This is a genomic window from Streptomyces olivoverticillatus, from assembly GCF_014203555.1.
In the GTDB taxonomy this organism is placed as follows: domain Bacteria; phylum Actinomycetota; class Actinomycetes; order Streptomycetales; family Streptomycetaceae; genus Streptomyces; species Streptomyces olivoverticillatus.
Map to the genome: position 1 here is coordinate 40,349 of NZ_JACHJH010000002.1, position 15,805 is coordinate 56,153.

Here is a 15,805-nt window from a genome sequence, read left to right on the forward strand (position 1 = left end):
GTGACAGGAGACCGCTCCAACAGGAGCGGCTTACAGCAGGGGCGGCTTACAGCAGGGGCGGTGCCGCTTCTGCGCCTGCCGACTGGGAGGCGCGCTGGAGGGCGCTGGCCAGGAGGGCCAGGTCCGTCGGGCCGTTGCCCAGCTCGCGGAGGGGGCGGCGGGTGGGCGGGTCGCCCATGCGGGTCCAGTCCAGGGGGACCACCGTCGGACGGAGCGTCGCCGTGCGGGGGATGCGGCCCGTCACCCGGCCCGCCTGGAAGGGCGTCGTAGCCCCGTCGTCCGGGCGCTGCAGCCGCCCCCGCCCTGGTGCCGGTTCGCCGTCGGCGCCCGAGGCGCCGGCGTCCGTGGACGGCGGCGCGATCTCCAAGGCGGCCCGCAGCCCGGCCCGTTCGACGGCCGCCGTATCGGCCGTACGGTCCGGGCGGCCGGACGCGGCGATGAGGTGGACGCCGAGCCGCTCGCCGTCCCGGGCCACGGCTTCCAGCGCACGGACCACCGAACCGGCCGCCGGCCGGCCCGTACTGCCCAGTGCGGGGGCGACGAGCGCGTCGAAGTCGTCGACGAGCACGACCAGGCGGGGCAGCGCCGTCTCGGCCGTACGCGTCGCTCCGCCGCGCTGCGTGCGCAGCTTGAGCGTGCCGCTGGGCGCCGGATCGAGGTCGCCGCCTGCGGGCTCGGCGGGGCGGCGGGGGCCGACGACGTTCGGTGGGGCGGCCGGGCCGGCCGGGCCGTGCCGGTCGTGCCAGGCGGTGAAGTCGAGCGTGCCGAGCAGTTCGGCGCGGCGCTTGAGTTCGGAGGTCAGCGCCTGCGCGAACTCCCGCATCCGCACCGGGTCGGCCGCGGCCAGATACGTCGACACGTGCGGCAGGTCCGTGCACACCCGCAGCCCCTCGCCGCGCTCGGCCGCCGCGCCGTCGACCAGGACCAGCGAGAGCCGGTCGGGCCGGTCGGCAGCCGCCAGGGAAGCGGCCAGAGAGCGCAACAGCTCCGTCTTGCCGGTGCCGGGACCGCCCTCCACCAGCAAGTGCGGCCCGTCCGCCGCCAGGTCGACCGCCAGCGGCCCGTGCGGCCCCGCGCCCAGCACCGCGACGGCGCGGCCGCCCGGCCGGGCGCCCCGGTCCATGGCGGCCGCCCAGCGGGCGGTCAGCGAGGCGGGCGTGGCCCGGGCCAGCCCCAGTTCGTCGAGGAGCCGCGCGGTGCGCGGCAGGGCGGCGGCGATCCGGGTGTGCGGCCCCTGCGCGCCCGCGGCGTCCGCCATGCGCAGGGGCGCCAGCGCCCGCGCGAACCGTTCGGCCCACGCCTCCGACACGGCGTCGAGCGCGCCGATCACGGCGGGCACGGCCGGCCCGTACGGACCGGAAACCGGCGCCGGCGTGCGGTGGACGACCTGCACCACCGTGGCCACGTCCCCGCTGAGCAGCGCCACCGCCCCGCAGTGCGGGAAGGCGGGGGAGGCCGCCTGGGCCGTCGCCAGCGTGGCGGAGACGGGCGAGGCCGGTGTGGTGGCCGGGGCCTCCGCCAGGCACAGCAGATGGATGCCGGCCGCCGGGCCGCTCACGGCGAGCCGCGCGACGGTCTCGCGCAGCGCACTCGAACCGGGGTCGCCGTCCACAATCACCACCGTGTACGGCCCCTGGTGGCGGGCCGCCGTGGCCGCGACCGCCTCCGGGGCGGCGGTGGGCCAGCCGGGGCCCAACGGGCCGTCGTCGAGGCGGCGTACGAGCTCGGCGGTACGGGCCTCCGCCTGCTCGCGGTCGTAGGCCAGCAGCAGCCGGCAGCCCTGTCCGTGCGCGGGCCGCAGCTGGGGCAGCCAGCCCAGCCAGGACCACTCCGCCAGCCGCTCCTCGATCGGGCGCGAGCGGTCCGCGCTGATCAGCACGTACTCGAGCGTGGCGGGCGGGTGCAGCGCCGCCAGCTGTGCAAGGACGGAGCGGGTCAGTCCGGACAGTCGCGGCCGCGGCCCGGCCAGGCCCAGCGAACCGGCTTCGCGCAGCCCGACGGTCACGGGCACGGCGGTCAGCTGTCCGCGGTCGGTGGTGCCGAGCCGGACGGTCAGCAGGTCGGGGTGGTCCGGCCCGCGCTCCCACAGCCGCGGGCCCGGCCCGAGGGCGGTCAGCAGCACGGTGGCGGGGTCGGGCCAGCGCTCGCGCATGGCGGCGGCGGTGGTGTACGGGTTTTCGGCCTCGCCCGGCGCGGCGTCCCCGTCGCCCGGCATGCCGTCGGGTCCCGTGCCACGCTGCCCGCCGAGTCCTCCGGCGAGGCGGCGCGCCCAGGCCCCTATGCCGCGGTTGCGCTGGCGCTTGGCCTCGGGGGCGGGTGCGGCTTCCTCGACGCCCTGCGCCAGGGGGGTGCCGCGGCCGCCGCGGGTGAGGTGGCCGGCCGGTTCGGAGCCGCCGTCGAAGTACGCGGTCCCGGTGCCGCCGCCGGTGGGCCCGGCGGGGCTGGTGCCGTATCCCGCGGCGGGGTAGGCGGTGATCCCGGCGGGGGCGGCGAAGACGCCTGTTCCGGCTGCCCCGGTGGTCCGCCCGGCAGGTCCGCCCGCGCCGTCGGCTGCCGCCGGGGCGCCGTATGTGCCCAGGGGGCCACCGGTGCCGAGCCCGGAAGTCGTGCCGCCGGAGGGCGCGCCCGGCCCGTGATGTGCGGTCCCGCTTGCCGCACCGGCGCCGAAGCGGGCGGCCGTGCCCTGGACTTCGTCCGGCCCCGCGTACTGCCCGGGGAGCGTGATCCCCTGCGCACGGTCGGCGTCTCCTCCGTACTGCCCGGGGAGCCCGCGGCTCGGGTACGCGCCTGCGCCATCGCGAGGCGCGCCGCTCGGATTCACGCCGCTGTCGGCGTACCGGCCCGAGCCAGGAGCACCCCAGCCCCCCGCCTCGCCTGCGCCGGAAGCCATGCCAGCAGCCGCACCAGAAGCCGGCAGCCCCCCACCACCCCCCGGCGTCACCCGCACATGCCCCTCCCCGTCCGGTGCCACCGGCACCGCCGTGCGCGAGCGGGCGTCCGTCGCGTCGTGGAGGGAGAGCGTGGATTCGCCCAGGCGAATCAGCGCGCCGGACGGCAGCGGCACCGGGGCCGCGCCGATGGGGCTGCCCTCCAGGGACGTGCCGTTCGTCGAGCCCAGGTCGTGCAGGGTCACCGTGCCCGAGTCCGTGAGGGTGACGGCGCAGTGCAGGCGGGAGACGTCGGGGTCATCCAGCGGGACGTCCGCGGACGAGGAGCGGCCGATGCGGACCTCGCCGCCGTGCAGCAGGTGCACCCCGCCCGCGTCCGGGCCGGAGACGACGTGCAGCTGTGCGGCGGACTCCGGCACGCCGGGCAGCGGTACGTCGGCCGGGGCGCCCAGCGAGAGCACCGCGCCGTCGACGAGCGGCGGCTCACCCAGCGCGCAGCGCTGCGAGTCGAGCCGCTCCGCACCGGCGTAGACGACGACGGCACCGCTGCCGAGGTCGGAGCCGGCCGCCGCGACGGCGGCGGCGAGGCCGCTCGCCACGGCGGCGAGGGCGGTCCCCGCGGGGGCGGTCACGAGCACGTCGCAAGCGCACGCGGTGTGGCCGCTGAGCGGCCCGAGGACGGTCAGCCGGATCTGCATCGCCGTCAACGGTCCCTTCCTGCCCGGGGTGCGCTCGGCAGGGGCCAGGGCAGGCTTCCCCCCACCACGCACGGGCGCTTCGGCACGTACAGGTCACCACGTTCGCGCGGGGCCACCCGCTCCTCCCCGCCGCATCCGTGCTTGCGAGCATCCTCGCACCTGCCCGCGGCGACTCGCCCGGCGAGAGCCAATTCGTGATCTTGAACGATTGCACCGGGAAACGACCGGGAGGCAACCGGGAGACAAAAGCGCCAGGTCGCGCCCGAGTCATGACCGATTCGTTCCGAAACGCTGTCCGTCGCGGCCCTGACTCCTGTCGTTTTTCTTGTCGTTTCTTACGAGCGTTCCCTGCGCGTCCTGCGAGCGTCCCTTGCGGGTGGCCACCGGTCTCCGGCAACCATCCGCCCACGCCCCGCGTCTTTCCCTGGAGCCCCACGGATCGAACGCGCCGGGCCGTCCGTACGGCGGCACTACAGTGGGCAAAGGGCCGAGTAAGCCACAGGCCACAGGATCACGACCAGGGAGCGCATGACGTGCGGCCGGTAGGCAGCAAATACCTGCTCGAGGAGCCGCTCGGACGCGGTGCCACGGGCACCGTCTGGCGAGCCCGCCAGAACCAGACCGCGGGCGCCGAGGCGGCCGTGGCCGGGCAGCCCGGCGAGATGGTCGCGATCAAGGTCCTCAAGGAGGAGCTCGCCCACGACGCGGACGTCGTGATGCGCTTCCTGCGCGAGCGCTCCGTCCTGCTGCGGCTCACCCACCCCAACATCGTCCGCACCCGCGACCTCGTCGTCGAAGGCGACCTGCTCGCCTTGGTCATGGACCTGGTCGACGGCCCGGACCTGCACCGCTACCTGCGCGAGAACGGCCCCTTCACCCCGGTCGCGGCATCCCTGCTGACCGCGCAGATCGCCGACGCGCTCGCCGCCAGCCACGCCGACGGCATCGTCCACCGCGACCTCAAGCCCGCGAACGTCCTGCTGAAGGACGACGACGGCCGGATGCACCCGATGCTGACCGACTTCGGCATCGCCCGCCTGGCGGACTCGCCCGGCCTGACCCGCACCCACGAGTTCGTCGGCACCCCCGCCTACGTCGCGCCCGAGTCCGCCGAGGGCCGCCCGCAGACCTCCGCCGTCGACATCTACGGCGCGGGCATCCTGCTGTACGAGCTGGTCACCGGCCGCCCGCCGTTCGCGGGCGCGACCGCCCTCGAAGTGCTGCACCAGCACCTGAGCGCCGAGCCGCGCCGCCCCACGACCGTCCCCGAACCGCTCTGGACGGTCATCGAGCGCTGCCTGCGCAAGCGGCCCGAGGAGCGGCCGAGCGCCGAGAACCTCGCCCGCGCCCTGCGCGTGGTCGCCGCGGGCGTCGGCGTGCACTCCTCCCCGGCCGAGGCGGAGGCCGCGCTCGGTGTGGGCGCCCTGCTCGCCCCCGACCCGCAGCCCGCCACCGTCCCCGGCACCGGCCAGGGCGCCGCCCCGGTCCCCGGCGACGCCGACCCCACCCAGGTCCTGCCGTCGAACGCCGGCGGGTACGACCCCAACGCCGCCACCAGCGTCCTGCCCAGCACGGGTGCCGGGCCGGCCGGCCCGGGGTTGCACGCCGACCCGACCCAGGTCCTGCCCACGGGCTCCGGCCCGGCCGGTAACAGCGCCGACCCCACCCGCGCCATGCCGCCCGTACCGCCGGGTCCGCCGCAGTCCGACGGCCCGCACCCGTGGCAGAACCAGATGGCCGCCGCCCGCGACCGCAACGAGCAGACGCAGTACCTCGACCCCGGCGAGGACCCGCTGCGCCGCCGTCCCACCCGTCGCCCCGGACAGCAGCCGCCCCAGCAGCCGCAGCAGCACCAGGGCTACGGCCAGCAGCCGTACGGCGGCCAGTACGGGCAGCAGCAGTACGCCCCGCAGCCCCCGGCGCCGCAGCCCCAGCAGTACGCCCAGCCGCAGCAGCAGCCCCGGCGGCAGCGGTCGCAGCCCCGCTACCAGCAGCCGCAGGCGCCCCAGCCGCAGCCGTACACCCCGCCGCCCGCGCCGGAGCCCGCCGCCCCGCGCCGCGAGCCGCGCCCGCCGCGGCAGCGCAGCGCGAACCCGATGCACATCCCCGGGCTGGGCTGCCTCAAGGGCTGTCTGTTCATGATCCTGATCCTGGTGATCGGGTCCTGGCTGGTGTGGGAGTTCACGCCGCTCAAGGACTGGGTCGCCAACGGCAAGAGCTTCTGGGATGCCGCGTGGGACTGGATCACGAGCGTCAAGAACTGGATCTCCGACGTGGCGTCGAAGAAGTAGCCGGGCGAAACGGCCACTGCCGGGCACAAGGCTGTCGATTTGTCGACACCCGACGGGTGTTTTCTGCCTCAGAAGTAACGGTTGGCACTGAATCGGTGTCCCTAACGCCCCCTCAGACGCGTAGCTTGGTCGCCAGCGAGCCTGTCGGATGACGGAGGAGTCGGGGATCAGTCTTGGCACGGAAGATCGGCAGCCGGTACACCGCCCACCAGGTCCTCGGCCGCGGCAGTGCCGGCACGGTGTGGCTCGGCGAGGGCCCCGAGGGGCCCGTCGCCATCAAGCTCCTGCGCGAGGACCTCTCCTCCGACCAGGAGCTCGTCGGCCGGTTCGTGCAGGAGCGCGCGGCCCTTCTCGGCCTTGACCACCCCCATGTGGTCGGCGTCCGCGACCTCGTCGTCGACGGCGCCGACCTCGCCCTGGTCATGGACCTCGTCCGCGGCACCGACCTGCGCACCCGGCTCGACCGCGAGCGCCGGCTGGCCCCCGAGGCCGCCGTCGCGATAGTCGCCGACGTCGCGGACGCCCTGGCCGCCGCGCACGCGGCCGGGATCATCCACCGCGACGTCAAGCCGGAGAACGTCCTCCTCGATATGCAGGGCCCGCTGGGGCCCGGCGGCGCGCACCCCGCGCTGCTCACCGACTTCGGCATCGCCCGCCTCGTCGACTCGCCCCGCCCCACCGCCCGCGAGCGGCAGGGCACGGGCGAGAGCGGCCGCGTCTCCGGCCAGCGCAGCGTCATCGGCACCCCCGACTACCTCGCCCCCGAGATCATCGAGGGCCTGCCGCCGCGCGCCTCCGTCGACGTCTACGCCCTGGCCACCGTCCTCTACGAGCTGCTGGCCGGCTTCACGCCGTTCGGCGGCGGGCACCCCGGCGCGGTGCTCAGGCGGCATGTCACGGAGACCGTGGCGCCGCTGCCCGGCATCCCCGACGAGCTGTGGCAGCTCGTCGTCCAGTGCCTGGCCAAGGCCCCCGCCTCCCGGCTGCGCGCCTCGGAGCTGGCCGCGCGGCTGCGCGAGCTGCTGCCCGGCCTGGCCGGCATCCCGCCGCTCGACATCGACGAGCCGGAGGAGGAGACGGCGCCCTCCGCCGCCGAGCCCGACGGCGCGTACGAGCACGGGGCCGCGCGCCCCGCGGCGGCGCCCGAACCGAGGCGGCGCGGCGTCGTCCCGCTCGTCCCGCGAGGCGTCTCGGACTCCAGCCGGGACACGCACACGAGCATGCGGGTGCCCGGCCCGGAGGAGCTGGCAGGAGGCGCGCACGGCACGGCACGGGCCCCCCGGGCGCCGGGGCAGCCCCGTGCGGGCTCCGCGCGCTACCGGTCCGCGGAGGCGGTGCGCAAGCGGCGCCTCAAGCTCGGGGCCGTGGCCGTGGCGGTCGCCGCGGCGGCCGGGGTCGGCGGCTGGTTCGCGACGGGCGGCGGCGACACGGGAGACGCGAAGCCGGGCGGGTCCCACTCGCCGGGGGTCCACCGCACCGACCCGCAGCCGGCGGACCAGGGCCCGGGATCGGTGGCACCCCCGCCCTAGCAGGCCGGACACGCCCTGAACGGGGCTCCGGCCCCGGAGCCCCGGGAAACCGATGCGGCACCGGGCGGACCGTGTAACCCGGCGCAGCCGTTAGGCTGGGTGCGTGGCAGTCGTTGATGTATCCGAAGAGCTGAAGTCCCTCTCCTCGACCATGGGGTCGATCGAGGCCGTCCTGGACCTCGACAGGATGAGGGCCGACATCGCCGTGCTCGAGGAGCAGGCCGCGGCCCCGTCCCTGTGGGACGACCCGGACGCCGCGCAGAAGATCACCAGCAAGCTGTCGCACCTCCAGGCCGAGCTGCGCAAGACCGAGACGCTGCGGGGCCGCATCGACGACCTCGGCGTCCTCTTCGAGCTCGCCGAGGCCGAGGACGACGCGGACGCCCTCGCCGAGGCCGAGGCCGAGCTGGGCTCCGTGCGCAAGGCGCTGGACGAGATGGAGGTCCGCACCCTTCTCTCCGGCGAGTACGACTCCCGCGAGGCGCTCGTCAACATCCGCGCCGAGGCCGGCGGCGTCGACGCCTCCGACTTCGCCGAGCGCCTGCAGCGCATGTACCTGCGCTGGGCCGAGCGCCACGGTTACAAGACCGAGATCTACGAGACCTCGTACGCCGAAGAGGCCGGCATCAAGTCGACCACCTTCGCCGTCCAGGCCCCGTACGCCTACGGCACCCTCTCCGTCGAGCAGGGCACGCACCGCCTGGTGCGCATCTCGCCCTTCGACAACCAGGGCCGCCGCCAGACGTCCTTCGCCGGCGTCGAGGTCCTCCCGGTCGTCGAGCAGACCGACCACGTCGAGATCGACGAGTCCGAGCTGCGCGTCGACGTCTACCGCTCCTCCGGCCCCGGCGGCCAGGGGGTCAACACCACCGACTCCGCGGTGCGCCTGACGCACATTCCGACCGGCATCGTCGTCTCCTGCCAGAACGAGCGCTCGCAGATCCAGAACAAGGCGACCGCCATGAACGTCCTCCAGGCCAAGCTCCTCGAGCGCCGCCGCCAGGAGGAGCAGGCGAAGATGGACGCGCTCAAGGGCGACAGCGGCGGCTCCTGGGGCAACCAGATGCGTTCGTACGTCCTGCACCCGTACCAGATGGTCAAGGACCTGCGCACCGAGTGCGAGGTCGGCAACCCCCAGGCCGTTCTCGACGGCGAGATCGACGGCTTCATCGAGGCCGGTATCCGCTGGCGCAAGCAGCAGGAACAGCAGGACAAGTAACACCAACAACCCCCTGCATAGCCGGACATCACGCCCGTAACTTCCTTGACGCTGCCCGGAAAACTGGGAAGGCTGGCGTCCGGCATGCGTATCACTGGGGCGCGTGTGGCGGGGGGCGAGCGTCCCGGCTTCTTGTACGGCCGGTTCGGTAACGCGGCCCCCGGTGCGCCACCACCCTGTGCATAGCTGCTCCATTGACGAGATCGGCTACTGGGGGTAGCAGACAGATGACCAACAAGACTCGGCTGCGCGTTGCGCGAATAGCCGCCGGCGCGGTGATCGTCGCGGGCGCTTCGCTGACGGCTGCCGGCGCGGCCTCGGCCGCTGGTGTCGACGTCGAGGTCGGCGGGATCGGCGTGAAGGCCGGCGTGAGCGGCGCGCACGCCGACCCCACCGAGATCCCGCAGCCCACGGCCACCGGAGGCACGGGCGGTACGACCGGCGGCGGCACCACGGGTGGCAGCACCACCGGTGGCGGCACGACGGGTGGTGAGACGACCGGCGGCGGTACGACCGGCGGCGGCACCACGACCGGCGGCGGCACCACGGGCGGCGACGACACGACGGGCGGCACCACCGGCGGTGGCACGACCGGCGGTGGCACGACCGGTGGCGGCACGACCGGTGGCGGCACCACCGGTGGCGACGACACGACGGGCGGCGGCACCACTGGCGGCGGCACGACGACGGGTGGCGGCACCACCGGTGGCGGCACCACTGGCGGCGGCACGACCGGTGGCGGCACGACGGGCGGTGGCACCACGGGCGGTGGCACGACCGGTGGTGGCACCACCGGCGGCGGCACCACGGGTGGCGGCACGACCGGCGGTGGCACGACCGGCGGCGACCACGGCACCTCCGGCGGCGGCACGACCGGTGGCGGCACCACGGGCGGTGACCACGGCACCAGCGGTGGCACCTCCGGCGGCGACCACGGCTCCACCGGCGGCACCGACGCGAGCAGCGGCGGCACCACCGGCGGCGGCGACGACGGCCACACCTGCCCGGTGGACACCGACGGCAACTGCAACACCGGCACCGACAACGCGGGCAGCAACCCGGTTCAGCAGGGCAAGCCCAAGGAAGACCTGGCCCAGACCGGTCAGCCCGCCCAGGCTCAGCCGGCCCAGAGCAGCGGCCAGCTGGCCGAGACCGGTGCCGGTCAGACCACGTTCCTGCTGGTCGGCGCCGCGACGATGATCGCGGGCGGCATCGGCTTCCGGATGCTGCCGCGCCTGATCAACCGCAACACCGTGGCCTGACGCCCGGCGCGGTCGCAGAACATCAAGGCCCGGGGTGCCATGGCACCCCGGGCCTTGTGCGTAAAGCCTCGCGCGTAAAGAAAAAACGGCCTACCCCGCGAAACCGCGGGCCAGCATGGCCACGGCGACGAGCGCCACCAGCAGCACCACCAGGGCCGCCGGGGTCAGTCCGCCGAAGATGCCTTCCTGGTGCTGCAACCGCTCGCGGCTCGCCCGGCACACAGGGCAGCGGCCCTCGCTGACGGGGGCCGCACAATTGGCGCACACCAGTCGGTCGCATGTCATGCGATGTCCTCCTCCGGTACGTCCAACGCGCGAGAGACCCCTGCGGTTCCCCTTACCACTGTGCCAGCTTTCCCGCCGTCCGGCGCGGGCGGTCCCCCTCGGCGCGATACGGGGCCCGATTGTCCTGGGTTTGTCCCCGGTGGACCCCGCAATAAACGCGTCAACGCCGGATGCCGACTGCGCGTACACGGGTGGTTCGATATGGTCACGGACACCGACGGGAGCCGCGGAACGCGGCGTTCCGTGCCGCTCTCCAGGTCGACGCGTGGTGCACTCGTGATCCGATTCGACAACGTCTCCAAGTCCTACCCCAAGCAGAACCGTCCGGCGCTCCGCGACGTCTCGCTCGAAATCGAGAAGGGCGAGTTCGTCTTCCTCGTCGGTTCCTCGGGGTCCGGTAAATCCACCTTCCTTCGGTTGCTGTTGCGCGAGGAGCGGGCCTCCCACGGCCAGGTGCACGTGCTGGGCAAGGATCTCGCCCGGCTCTCGAACTGGAAAGTTCCCCAGATGCGCCGCCAGTTGGGGACCGTCTTCCAGGACTTCCGGCTGCTGCCCAACAAGACCGTCGGCCAGAACGTCGCCTTCGCCCTAGAGGTGATCGGCAAGCCGCGCGGCGAGATCCGCAAGGCCGTGCCGCAGGTCCTGGAGCTGGTCGGGCTGGGCGGCAAGGAGGAGCGGATGCCGGGCGAGCTCTCCGGCGGTGAGCAGCAGCGCGTCGCGATCGCCCGTGCGTTCGTCAACCGCCCGATGCTGCTGATCGCCGACGAGCCGACCGGAAACCTGGACCCGCAGACCTCCGTCGGCATCATGAAGCTGCTGGACCGGATCAACCGGACCGGCACCACCGTGATCATGGCCACCCACGACCAGCAGATCGTGGACCAGATGCGCAAGCGCGTCATCGAACTCGAACAGGGCCGTCTCGTGCGCGACCAGTCGCGCGGCGTCTACGGCTACCAGCACTGAAAGAGCATTGAAAGGACGCCATGCGCGCCCAGTTCGTCCTGTCGGAGATCGGCGTCGGTCTCCGCCGCAATCTCACGATGACCTTCGCGGTGATCGTCTCGGTGGCGCTGTCGCTCGCCCTGTTCGGAGGGTCCCTGCTCATGCGCGAGCAGGTCAGCACGATGAAGGGCTACTGGTACGACAAGGTCAACGTCTCGATCTTCCTCTGCAGCAAGGTCGACGCGGAATCGGATGCGTCCTGCACCAAGGGTGCGGCCACCGACGAGCAGAAGAAGCAGATCCGGGCCGACCTGGAGAAGATGCCGGTCGTCCAGAGCGTCCAGTTCGAGACCGCGGACGAGGCCTTCAAGCATTACAAGGAGCAGTTCGGCAAGTCGCCGATCGCCGCCTCACTGACCCCCGACCAGATGCAGGAGTCCTTCCGTGTCAAGCTCAAGGACCCCTCGAAGTACGCGGTCATCTCCAGCGCCTTCTCGCAGCGCCCCGGCGTGCAGGTGGTGCAGGACCAGAAGACCGTGCTGGAGAACCTCTTCAACCTCCTCAACGGCATGAACTACGCGGCACTCGGCGTGATGGCCCTGATGCTCGTGGTCGCCCTGATGCTGATCGTCAACACGGTCCGCGTCTCGGCGTTCAGCCGCCGCCGGGAGACCGGGATCATGCGCCTGGTCGGTGCGTCCAGCTTCTACATCCAGATCCCGTTCATCATGGAGGCCGCCTTCGCCGGGCTGCTCGGTGCGGGCTTCGCCTGCGTCCTGCTCGTCGGCGGCCAGTACTTCCTGGTGAACAACTGGCTCGCCCACCACATCGACGTCATCCAGTTCATCGGCTGGAACGCCGTCCTGGCCAAGCTGCCGCTGGTGCTCGCCATCGGCCTGCTGATGCCCGCGCTGGCGGCCTTCGTGGCGCTGCGGAAGTACCTGAAGGTGTGACGCCCCGGTAACCACCGACACCGCCCCAGGGGCGGTGCCCCAAGGGGTGACATGCGTCAAGGCGCCGTACGGACAACTCCCCGTACGGCGCCCTTTCGTGTCCTAGACTCACGCGCATGCCCGGCCCGACGCTGTCCGCTCCGCCACGCCGCGTACGCCGCGGGGCCGCGCTGACACTCGTCTTCGTCGGCGTGCTGGCGGTGGGTGCCGCCACCGGCTCCTGGGGCGCGGACGGGCGCGAGGGGCCCCCGGCCGCCGGGGAGCCGCCGCCGGACCGTACGGCCGCCAGGCCCGTCGAGCGCGCCGCCGTCGAGAGCGATGACGACGGGAAGTCCGGCACCGATGCCGCCGCCGAGGCGGCCCGCAGCGGCACGGACCAGTGGAGCGCGGTCTACACCTCCCGCGAGTACGAGGGCTTCGAGCAGGCGCTGAACGGCTCGTACGTCGGCGTCGGCCTCACCACCCGGCGCACCGGGGACGGCCGGATAGAGGTCGACGGCGTGCAGTCCGGCAGCCCGGCCGAGCGCGCCGGGATCGCCCCCGGCGACCGGATCCGCACGATCGACGGCGTGGAGGTCACCGGCCGCCCGGTCACCGAGGTCGTCGCCCGGCTGCGGGGCGACGAGCACTCCGTGAACCCCCTGGGCCTCGCCGCCACCCCCGGCACGCCCGTGCGCCTGGGGCTGCAGCGCGGGCCAAAGCGGTGGGAGCGGACCCTGCACCGGCAGCGGCTGGTCGCCGAGAGCGTCGAAGTGACCCGGCTCCTCGACCGGGACCCGCCCGTCACCCGGATCAAGGCCGTCGCCTTCACCAAGGGCACCGGCGAGCGCATCCGCCACGCGGTACGGGCGGCCGGGCCCGGCGAGGGCATCCTGCTGGACCTGCGGGGCAATTCCGGCGGCCTGGTCGCCGAGGCCGTCACCGCCGCCTCCGCCTTCCTCGACGGCGGCCTCGTGGCCACCTACGACGTCCACGGCCGGGCGCACCCCCTGGAGGCGGAGGCCGGCGGGGACACCGCACGGCCCCTGGTCGTCCTGGTCGACGGCGGCACCATGAGCGCGGCCGAGCTGCTGACCGGCGCCCTGCAGGACCGCGGGCGCGCCGTCGTCGTCGGCACCCGGACCTTCGGCAAAGGCTCGGTGCAGATGCCCAGCCGGCTGCCCGGCGGCGCGGTCGCCGAGCTGACCGTAGGCCACTACCGCACCCCCCACGGCCGCACCGTCGACGGCGCCGGAATCCTGCCGGACCTGGCCGCGCGCGGCGACGCCGAGCAGCGGGCCCGCACAGTATTGAGTGGCCTCGGGGGTGGGTCCTAGTGCGAGAATGGCGACGCTATGGCTAAGAAAGAGAAGACGGGTCGCAAACTGGTCGCGCAGAACAAAAAGGCGCGCCACGATTACCACATTCTGGACACCTACGAGTGCGGCATGGTGCTGACCGGCACCGAGGTGAAGTCGCTGCGCCAGGGTCGTTCCTCGCTGGTGGACGGCTTCGTGCAGATCGACGGCGGCGAGGCCTGGCTGCACCAGGCCCACATCCCCGAGTACGCCCAGGGCACGTGGACCAACCACAGCGCGCGCCGCAAGCGCAAGCTGCTGATGCACCGGGCGGAGATCGACAAGCTCGACTCGAAGTCGCAGGAGACGGGGCACACCATCGTGCCGCTCGCCATCTACTTCAAGGACGGCCGGGCCAAGGTCGAGATCGCCCTGGCCAAGGGCAAGAAGGAGTACGACAAGCGGCAGACGCTGCGCGAGAAGCAGGACACGCGCGAGTCGAACCGGGCGATCGCGGCCGCCCGCAGGCGTCAGCAGGCCCAGCGGGCTCAGCGGGGCTAGCCCCTGCCGGGAATACGCTGGCACCGTCGTGCGTTGGTCACGTACGATGGGCGAACCGCACACCGGCTGGTAACCGGTGCGCAGCTTGAAAACACAACATGGGGATGATCGGTTTCGACAGCGGATGTCGAAGCAGGGGAAGCGTGTCGAGGAAGCGGCAATGATCTCGTAAACCATATGTCGCAACCAATAATCGCCAACACCAAGCGCGATTCCTTCGCCCTCGCTGCCTAAGTAGCGACTTGCGAAGTGTCAGCCCGGGGCTGTTCCCGACCCGGATCCTGGCATCAGCTAGGGAACTAAACCACTAGGTCCGGCCACGGGACCTGGTGGGAAATCAAACAGTGGCTGGGCCTGTCGGAGACTTGTTCGCGTGATCTCCGAGGCCGAGAAAATCGCAGCGAACTGCACACGGAGAAGCCCTGGTTCTGCACCGTTGGACGCGGGTTCGATTCCCGCCATCTCCACTTTCCCATGTGAGGCAAAGGCCCCACCGCCCTTCGGCGGTGGGGCCTTTGCCGTACCCTGCCGTAGCCGCGCGCACGCAACCACCGGGCCGGGCCGGCCCTCTTACAGAGCGACCAAGGGGGTGGCGCGGTGAAGTGGACACGAGCGGCTGTCGTCGTGGCGGGTACGGGCGCGCTCTGGCTCGGCGGCATCGCCGCCGCCGAGGCCGACGACGGCAAGGGCGGGGTGCACCTCCTGCTCAACGGCGCCTTCGGCAGCCGGCCGGGCGAGCTGATCGATATCGATGTGCGGGGCATACGCGGCCACGGCGACGTCACCGTCACCTCGCCCGTCTTCCGGCACAGGATCCGGCTGGCCCCCTACGCGAACGACGGGCGTGGCCACCACGCCCGCCCCGCGATCACGATGACCGTCAAGCCCGGTACGTACCCGCTCACCGTCCATGTGGGCGGCAAGGCCGTCGCCGAGGACAAGGTGGAGGTCAAGCCCGCCCAGCGGCCGGTGTTCCAGGTGACCAGCCCGGGAGACGTGCTGCGGCCGGGGGAGCGGCTGGGCATCTCGTTCGACGACCTCTACCCCGGTGAGCGCGGCACCTCCTTCACCGCCACCTCGCCCGCCTTCGAGCGCCCTGTGCGCCTCAAGCACGACCCGAACGGCGGGGACTGGAACAACCCCCGGATGTTCACCGCGCTCGTGGCGCTGCCGACGACGGTCAAGGACGGCACGTACAAGGTGGCGCTGGCCGGTCCGGACGGCCGCCGCATCGAGGAGAAGCCACTGGAGGTCCGCGCCGCCCGGTCCGGGGACAGCGACTACGTGGGCCGGGTGCGCGGCCCCGCCTTCTTCCCCGCCTCCGGCAGCCCGGAGAAGGCCAGGACGCGCGACCACAAGGTCGCGGCGGGCGGCACCGTCAACGTGCTCTGGCGCGATTCCTGGCCCGACCCGGGCGAGGACGAGCGGCTGACCGCCACCTCGCCCGCCTTCGAGCGCCCGGTGCCGCTCAAGCGGGACGACAGCAAGGCCGGCGACGGCGACGTCCCCCGCTACTTCGGACCCGCCCGGGTCCGCTCCGGCCTGGAGGCCGGGCGCTACCCGGTCACGGTCGTCAGCCACCACGGGCGGGTCAAGAAGACCGGCCAGCTGTTCATCACGTCCGCGTCCGCGTCCGCGTCCGCACCCGCGGCCGCGGCGGACGACGGGCCGGACCACACGATGCTGATCGCGGGCGGCAGCGCCGGGGTGGCCGCTGTGGGGGCCGCCGCGGGCGTACTGCTCCTGCGCAGGCGGGCCCGCCTGCGCACCTCCCCGTGAGCCTTCAGGGCCGTCTGAACCTCCAGGACCGTCCGAACCTTCCGGCCTGTTCGAGCCGCGGCTGAACAGAACGCCGAGCCGGCCCGTACTCCCCGTCGAAGGGGGTCCCGGCCCCCGA

The 15,805-nt window shown here is 73.3% G+C and carries 11 protein-coding genes and 1 other RNA gene; 10 read left to right on the forward strand and 2 right to left on the reverse strand.

The window, feature by feature from the left end; translation table 11 throughout:
• Positions 1 to 46: 46 nt before the first annotated feature.
• Positions 47 to 3,586 carry an FtsK/SpoIIIE domain-containing protein gene (locus FHS39_RS05595; protein ID WP_184348657.1) on the reverse strand — a complete coding sequence of 1,180 codons (3,540 nt, stop codon included), beginning with the start codon at positions 3,584 to 3,586 and terminating at the stop codon, positions 47 to 49.
• 533 nt (positions 3,587 to 4,119) lie between these two features.
• On the opposite strand from FHS39_RS05595, the gene FHS39_RS05600 reads away from it, so the two are divergent.
• The 4 genes from FHS39_RS05600 to FHS39_RS05615 all read left to right on the forward strand — a co-directional run bounded on the left by FHS39_RS05600 (position 4,120) and on the right by FHS39_RS05615 (position 9,887).
• Entirely contained in the window at positions 4,120 to 5,877 is a 1,758-nt protein-coding gene (locus tag FHS39_RS05600) for a protein kinase domain-containing protein (protein WP_184346838.1), read from the forward strand.
• A 173-nt stretch (positions 5,878 to 6,050) separates the two neighbouring features.
• The gene (locus FHS39_RS05605; protein ID WP_184346840.1) at positions 6,051 to 7,406 is read left to right on the forward strand and encodes a serine/threonine-protein kinase; all 1,356 of its coding nucleotides are present in this window, start codon (positions 6,051 to 6,053) and stop codon (positions 7,404 to 7,406) included.
• Between the two features lie 103 nt (positions 7,407 to 7,509).
• Positions 7,510 to 8,625 carry a peptide chain release factor 2 gene (prfB, locus tag FHS39_RS05610; RefSeq protein WP_184346842.1) on the forward strand — a complete coding sequence of 372 codons (1,116 nt, stop codon included), beginning with the start codon at positions 7,510 to 7,512 and terminating at the stop codon, positions 8,623 to 8,625.
• Positions 8,626 to 8,852: 227 nt separating this feature from the next.
• Positions 8,853 to 9,887 (forward strand): hypothetical protein, encoded by a 1,035-nt coding sequence (locus FHS39_RS05615; RefSeq protein ID WP_184346844.1) that lies wholly within the window; start codon positions 8,853 to 8,855, stop codon positions 9,885 to 9,887.
• 90 nt (positions 9,888 to 9,977) lie between these two features.
• Here the strand turns inward: FHS39_RS05615 and FHS39_RS05620 are convergent, their stop codons facing one another.
• Entirely contained in the window at positions 9,978 to 10,172 is a 195-nt protein-coding gene (locus FHS39_RS05620) for a hypothetical protein (RefSeq protein WP_184346846.1), read from the reverse strand.
• A 276-nt stretch (positions 10,173 to 10,448) separates the two neighbouring features.
• Between FHS39_RS05620 and ftsE the strand changes: the two genes are divergently transcribed.
• The 6 genes from ftsE (at position 10,449) to FHS39_RS05650 (ending at position 15,687) form a co-directional block, all read left to right on the forward strand.
• Positions 10,449 to 11,138: a cell division ATP-binding protein FtsE gene (gene ftsE / locus FHS39_RS05625; protein ID WP_184346848.1), complete on the forward strand. Its 690-nt coding sequence runs from the start codon at positions 10,449 to 10,451 to the stop codon at positions 11,136 to 11,138.
• 20 nt (positions 11,139 to 11,158) lie between these two features.
• Entirely contained in the window at positions 11,159 to 12,070 is a 912-nt protein-coding gene (gene ftsX, locus FHS39_RS05630; protein WP_184346850.1) for a permease-like cell division protein FtsX, read from the forward strand.
• Positions 12,071 to 12,186: 116 nt separating this feature from the next.
• Positions 12,187 to 13,386 carry a S41 family peptidase gene (locus FHS39_RS05635; RefSeq protein ID WP_184346859.1) on the forward strand — a complete coding sequence of 400 codons (1,200 nt, stop codon included), beginning with the start codon at positions 12,187 to 12,189 and terminating at the stop codon, positions 13,384 to 13,386.
• 18 nt (positions 13,387 to 13,404) lie between these two features.
• A complete protein-coding gene (gene smpB, locus FHS39_RS05640) occupies positions 13,405 to 13,908 on the forward strand; it encodes an SsrA-binding protein SmpB (RefSeq protein ID WP_184346866.1) in 504 nt (167 codons plus the stop codon).
• Between the two features lie 100 nt (positions 13,909 to 14,008).
• Positions 14,009 to 14,378: a transfer-messenger RNA gene (gene ssrA, locus FHS39_RS05645) on the forward strand.
• Positions 14,379 to 14,505: 127 nt separating this feature from the next.
• Positions 14,506 to 15,687, forward strand: a complete 1,182-nt coding sequence (locus FHS39_RS05650) for a hypothetical protein (RefSeq protein WP_184346867.1) — start codon at positions 14,506 to 14,508, stop codon at positions 15,685 to 15,687.
• Positions 15,688 to 15,805: the final 118 nt, after the last annotated feature.

What these genes read in the sequence shown, in the direction of transcription:
- FHS39_RS05595 (WP_184348657.1), bottom strand. Translation starts at nt 3,586, where the DNA reads ATGCAGATCCGGCTGACCGTCCTCGGGCCGCTCAGCGGCCACACCGCG.
- FHS39_RS05615 (WP_184346844.1), top strand. Translation starts at nt 8,853, where the DNA reads ATGACCAACAAGACTCGGCTGCGCGTTGCGCGAATAGCCGCCGGCGCG.
- FHS39_RS05620 (WP_184346846.1), bottom strand. Translation starts at nt 10,172, where the DNA reads ATGACATGCGACCGACTGGTGTGCGCCAATTGTGCGGCCCCCGTCAGC.
- ftsX (WP_184346850.1), top strand. Translation starts at nt 11,159, where the DNA reads ATGCGCGCCCAGTTCGTCCTGTCGGAGATCGGCGTCGGTCTCCGCCGC.
- FHS39_RS05635 (WP_184346859.1), top strand. Translation starts at nt 12,187, where the DNA reads ATGCCCGGCCCGACGCTGTCCGCTCCGCCACGCCGCGTACGCCGCGGG.
- smpB (WP_184346866.1), top strand. Translation starts at nt 13,405, where the DNA reads ATGGCTAAGAAAGAGAAGACGGGTCGCAAACTGGTCGCGCAGAACAAA.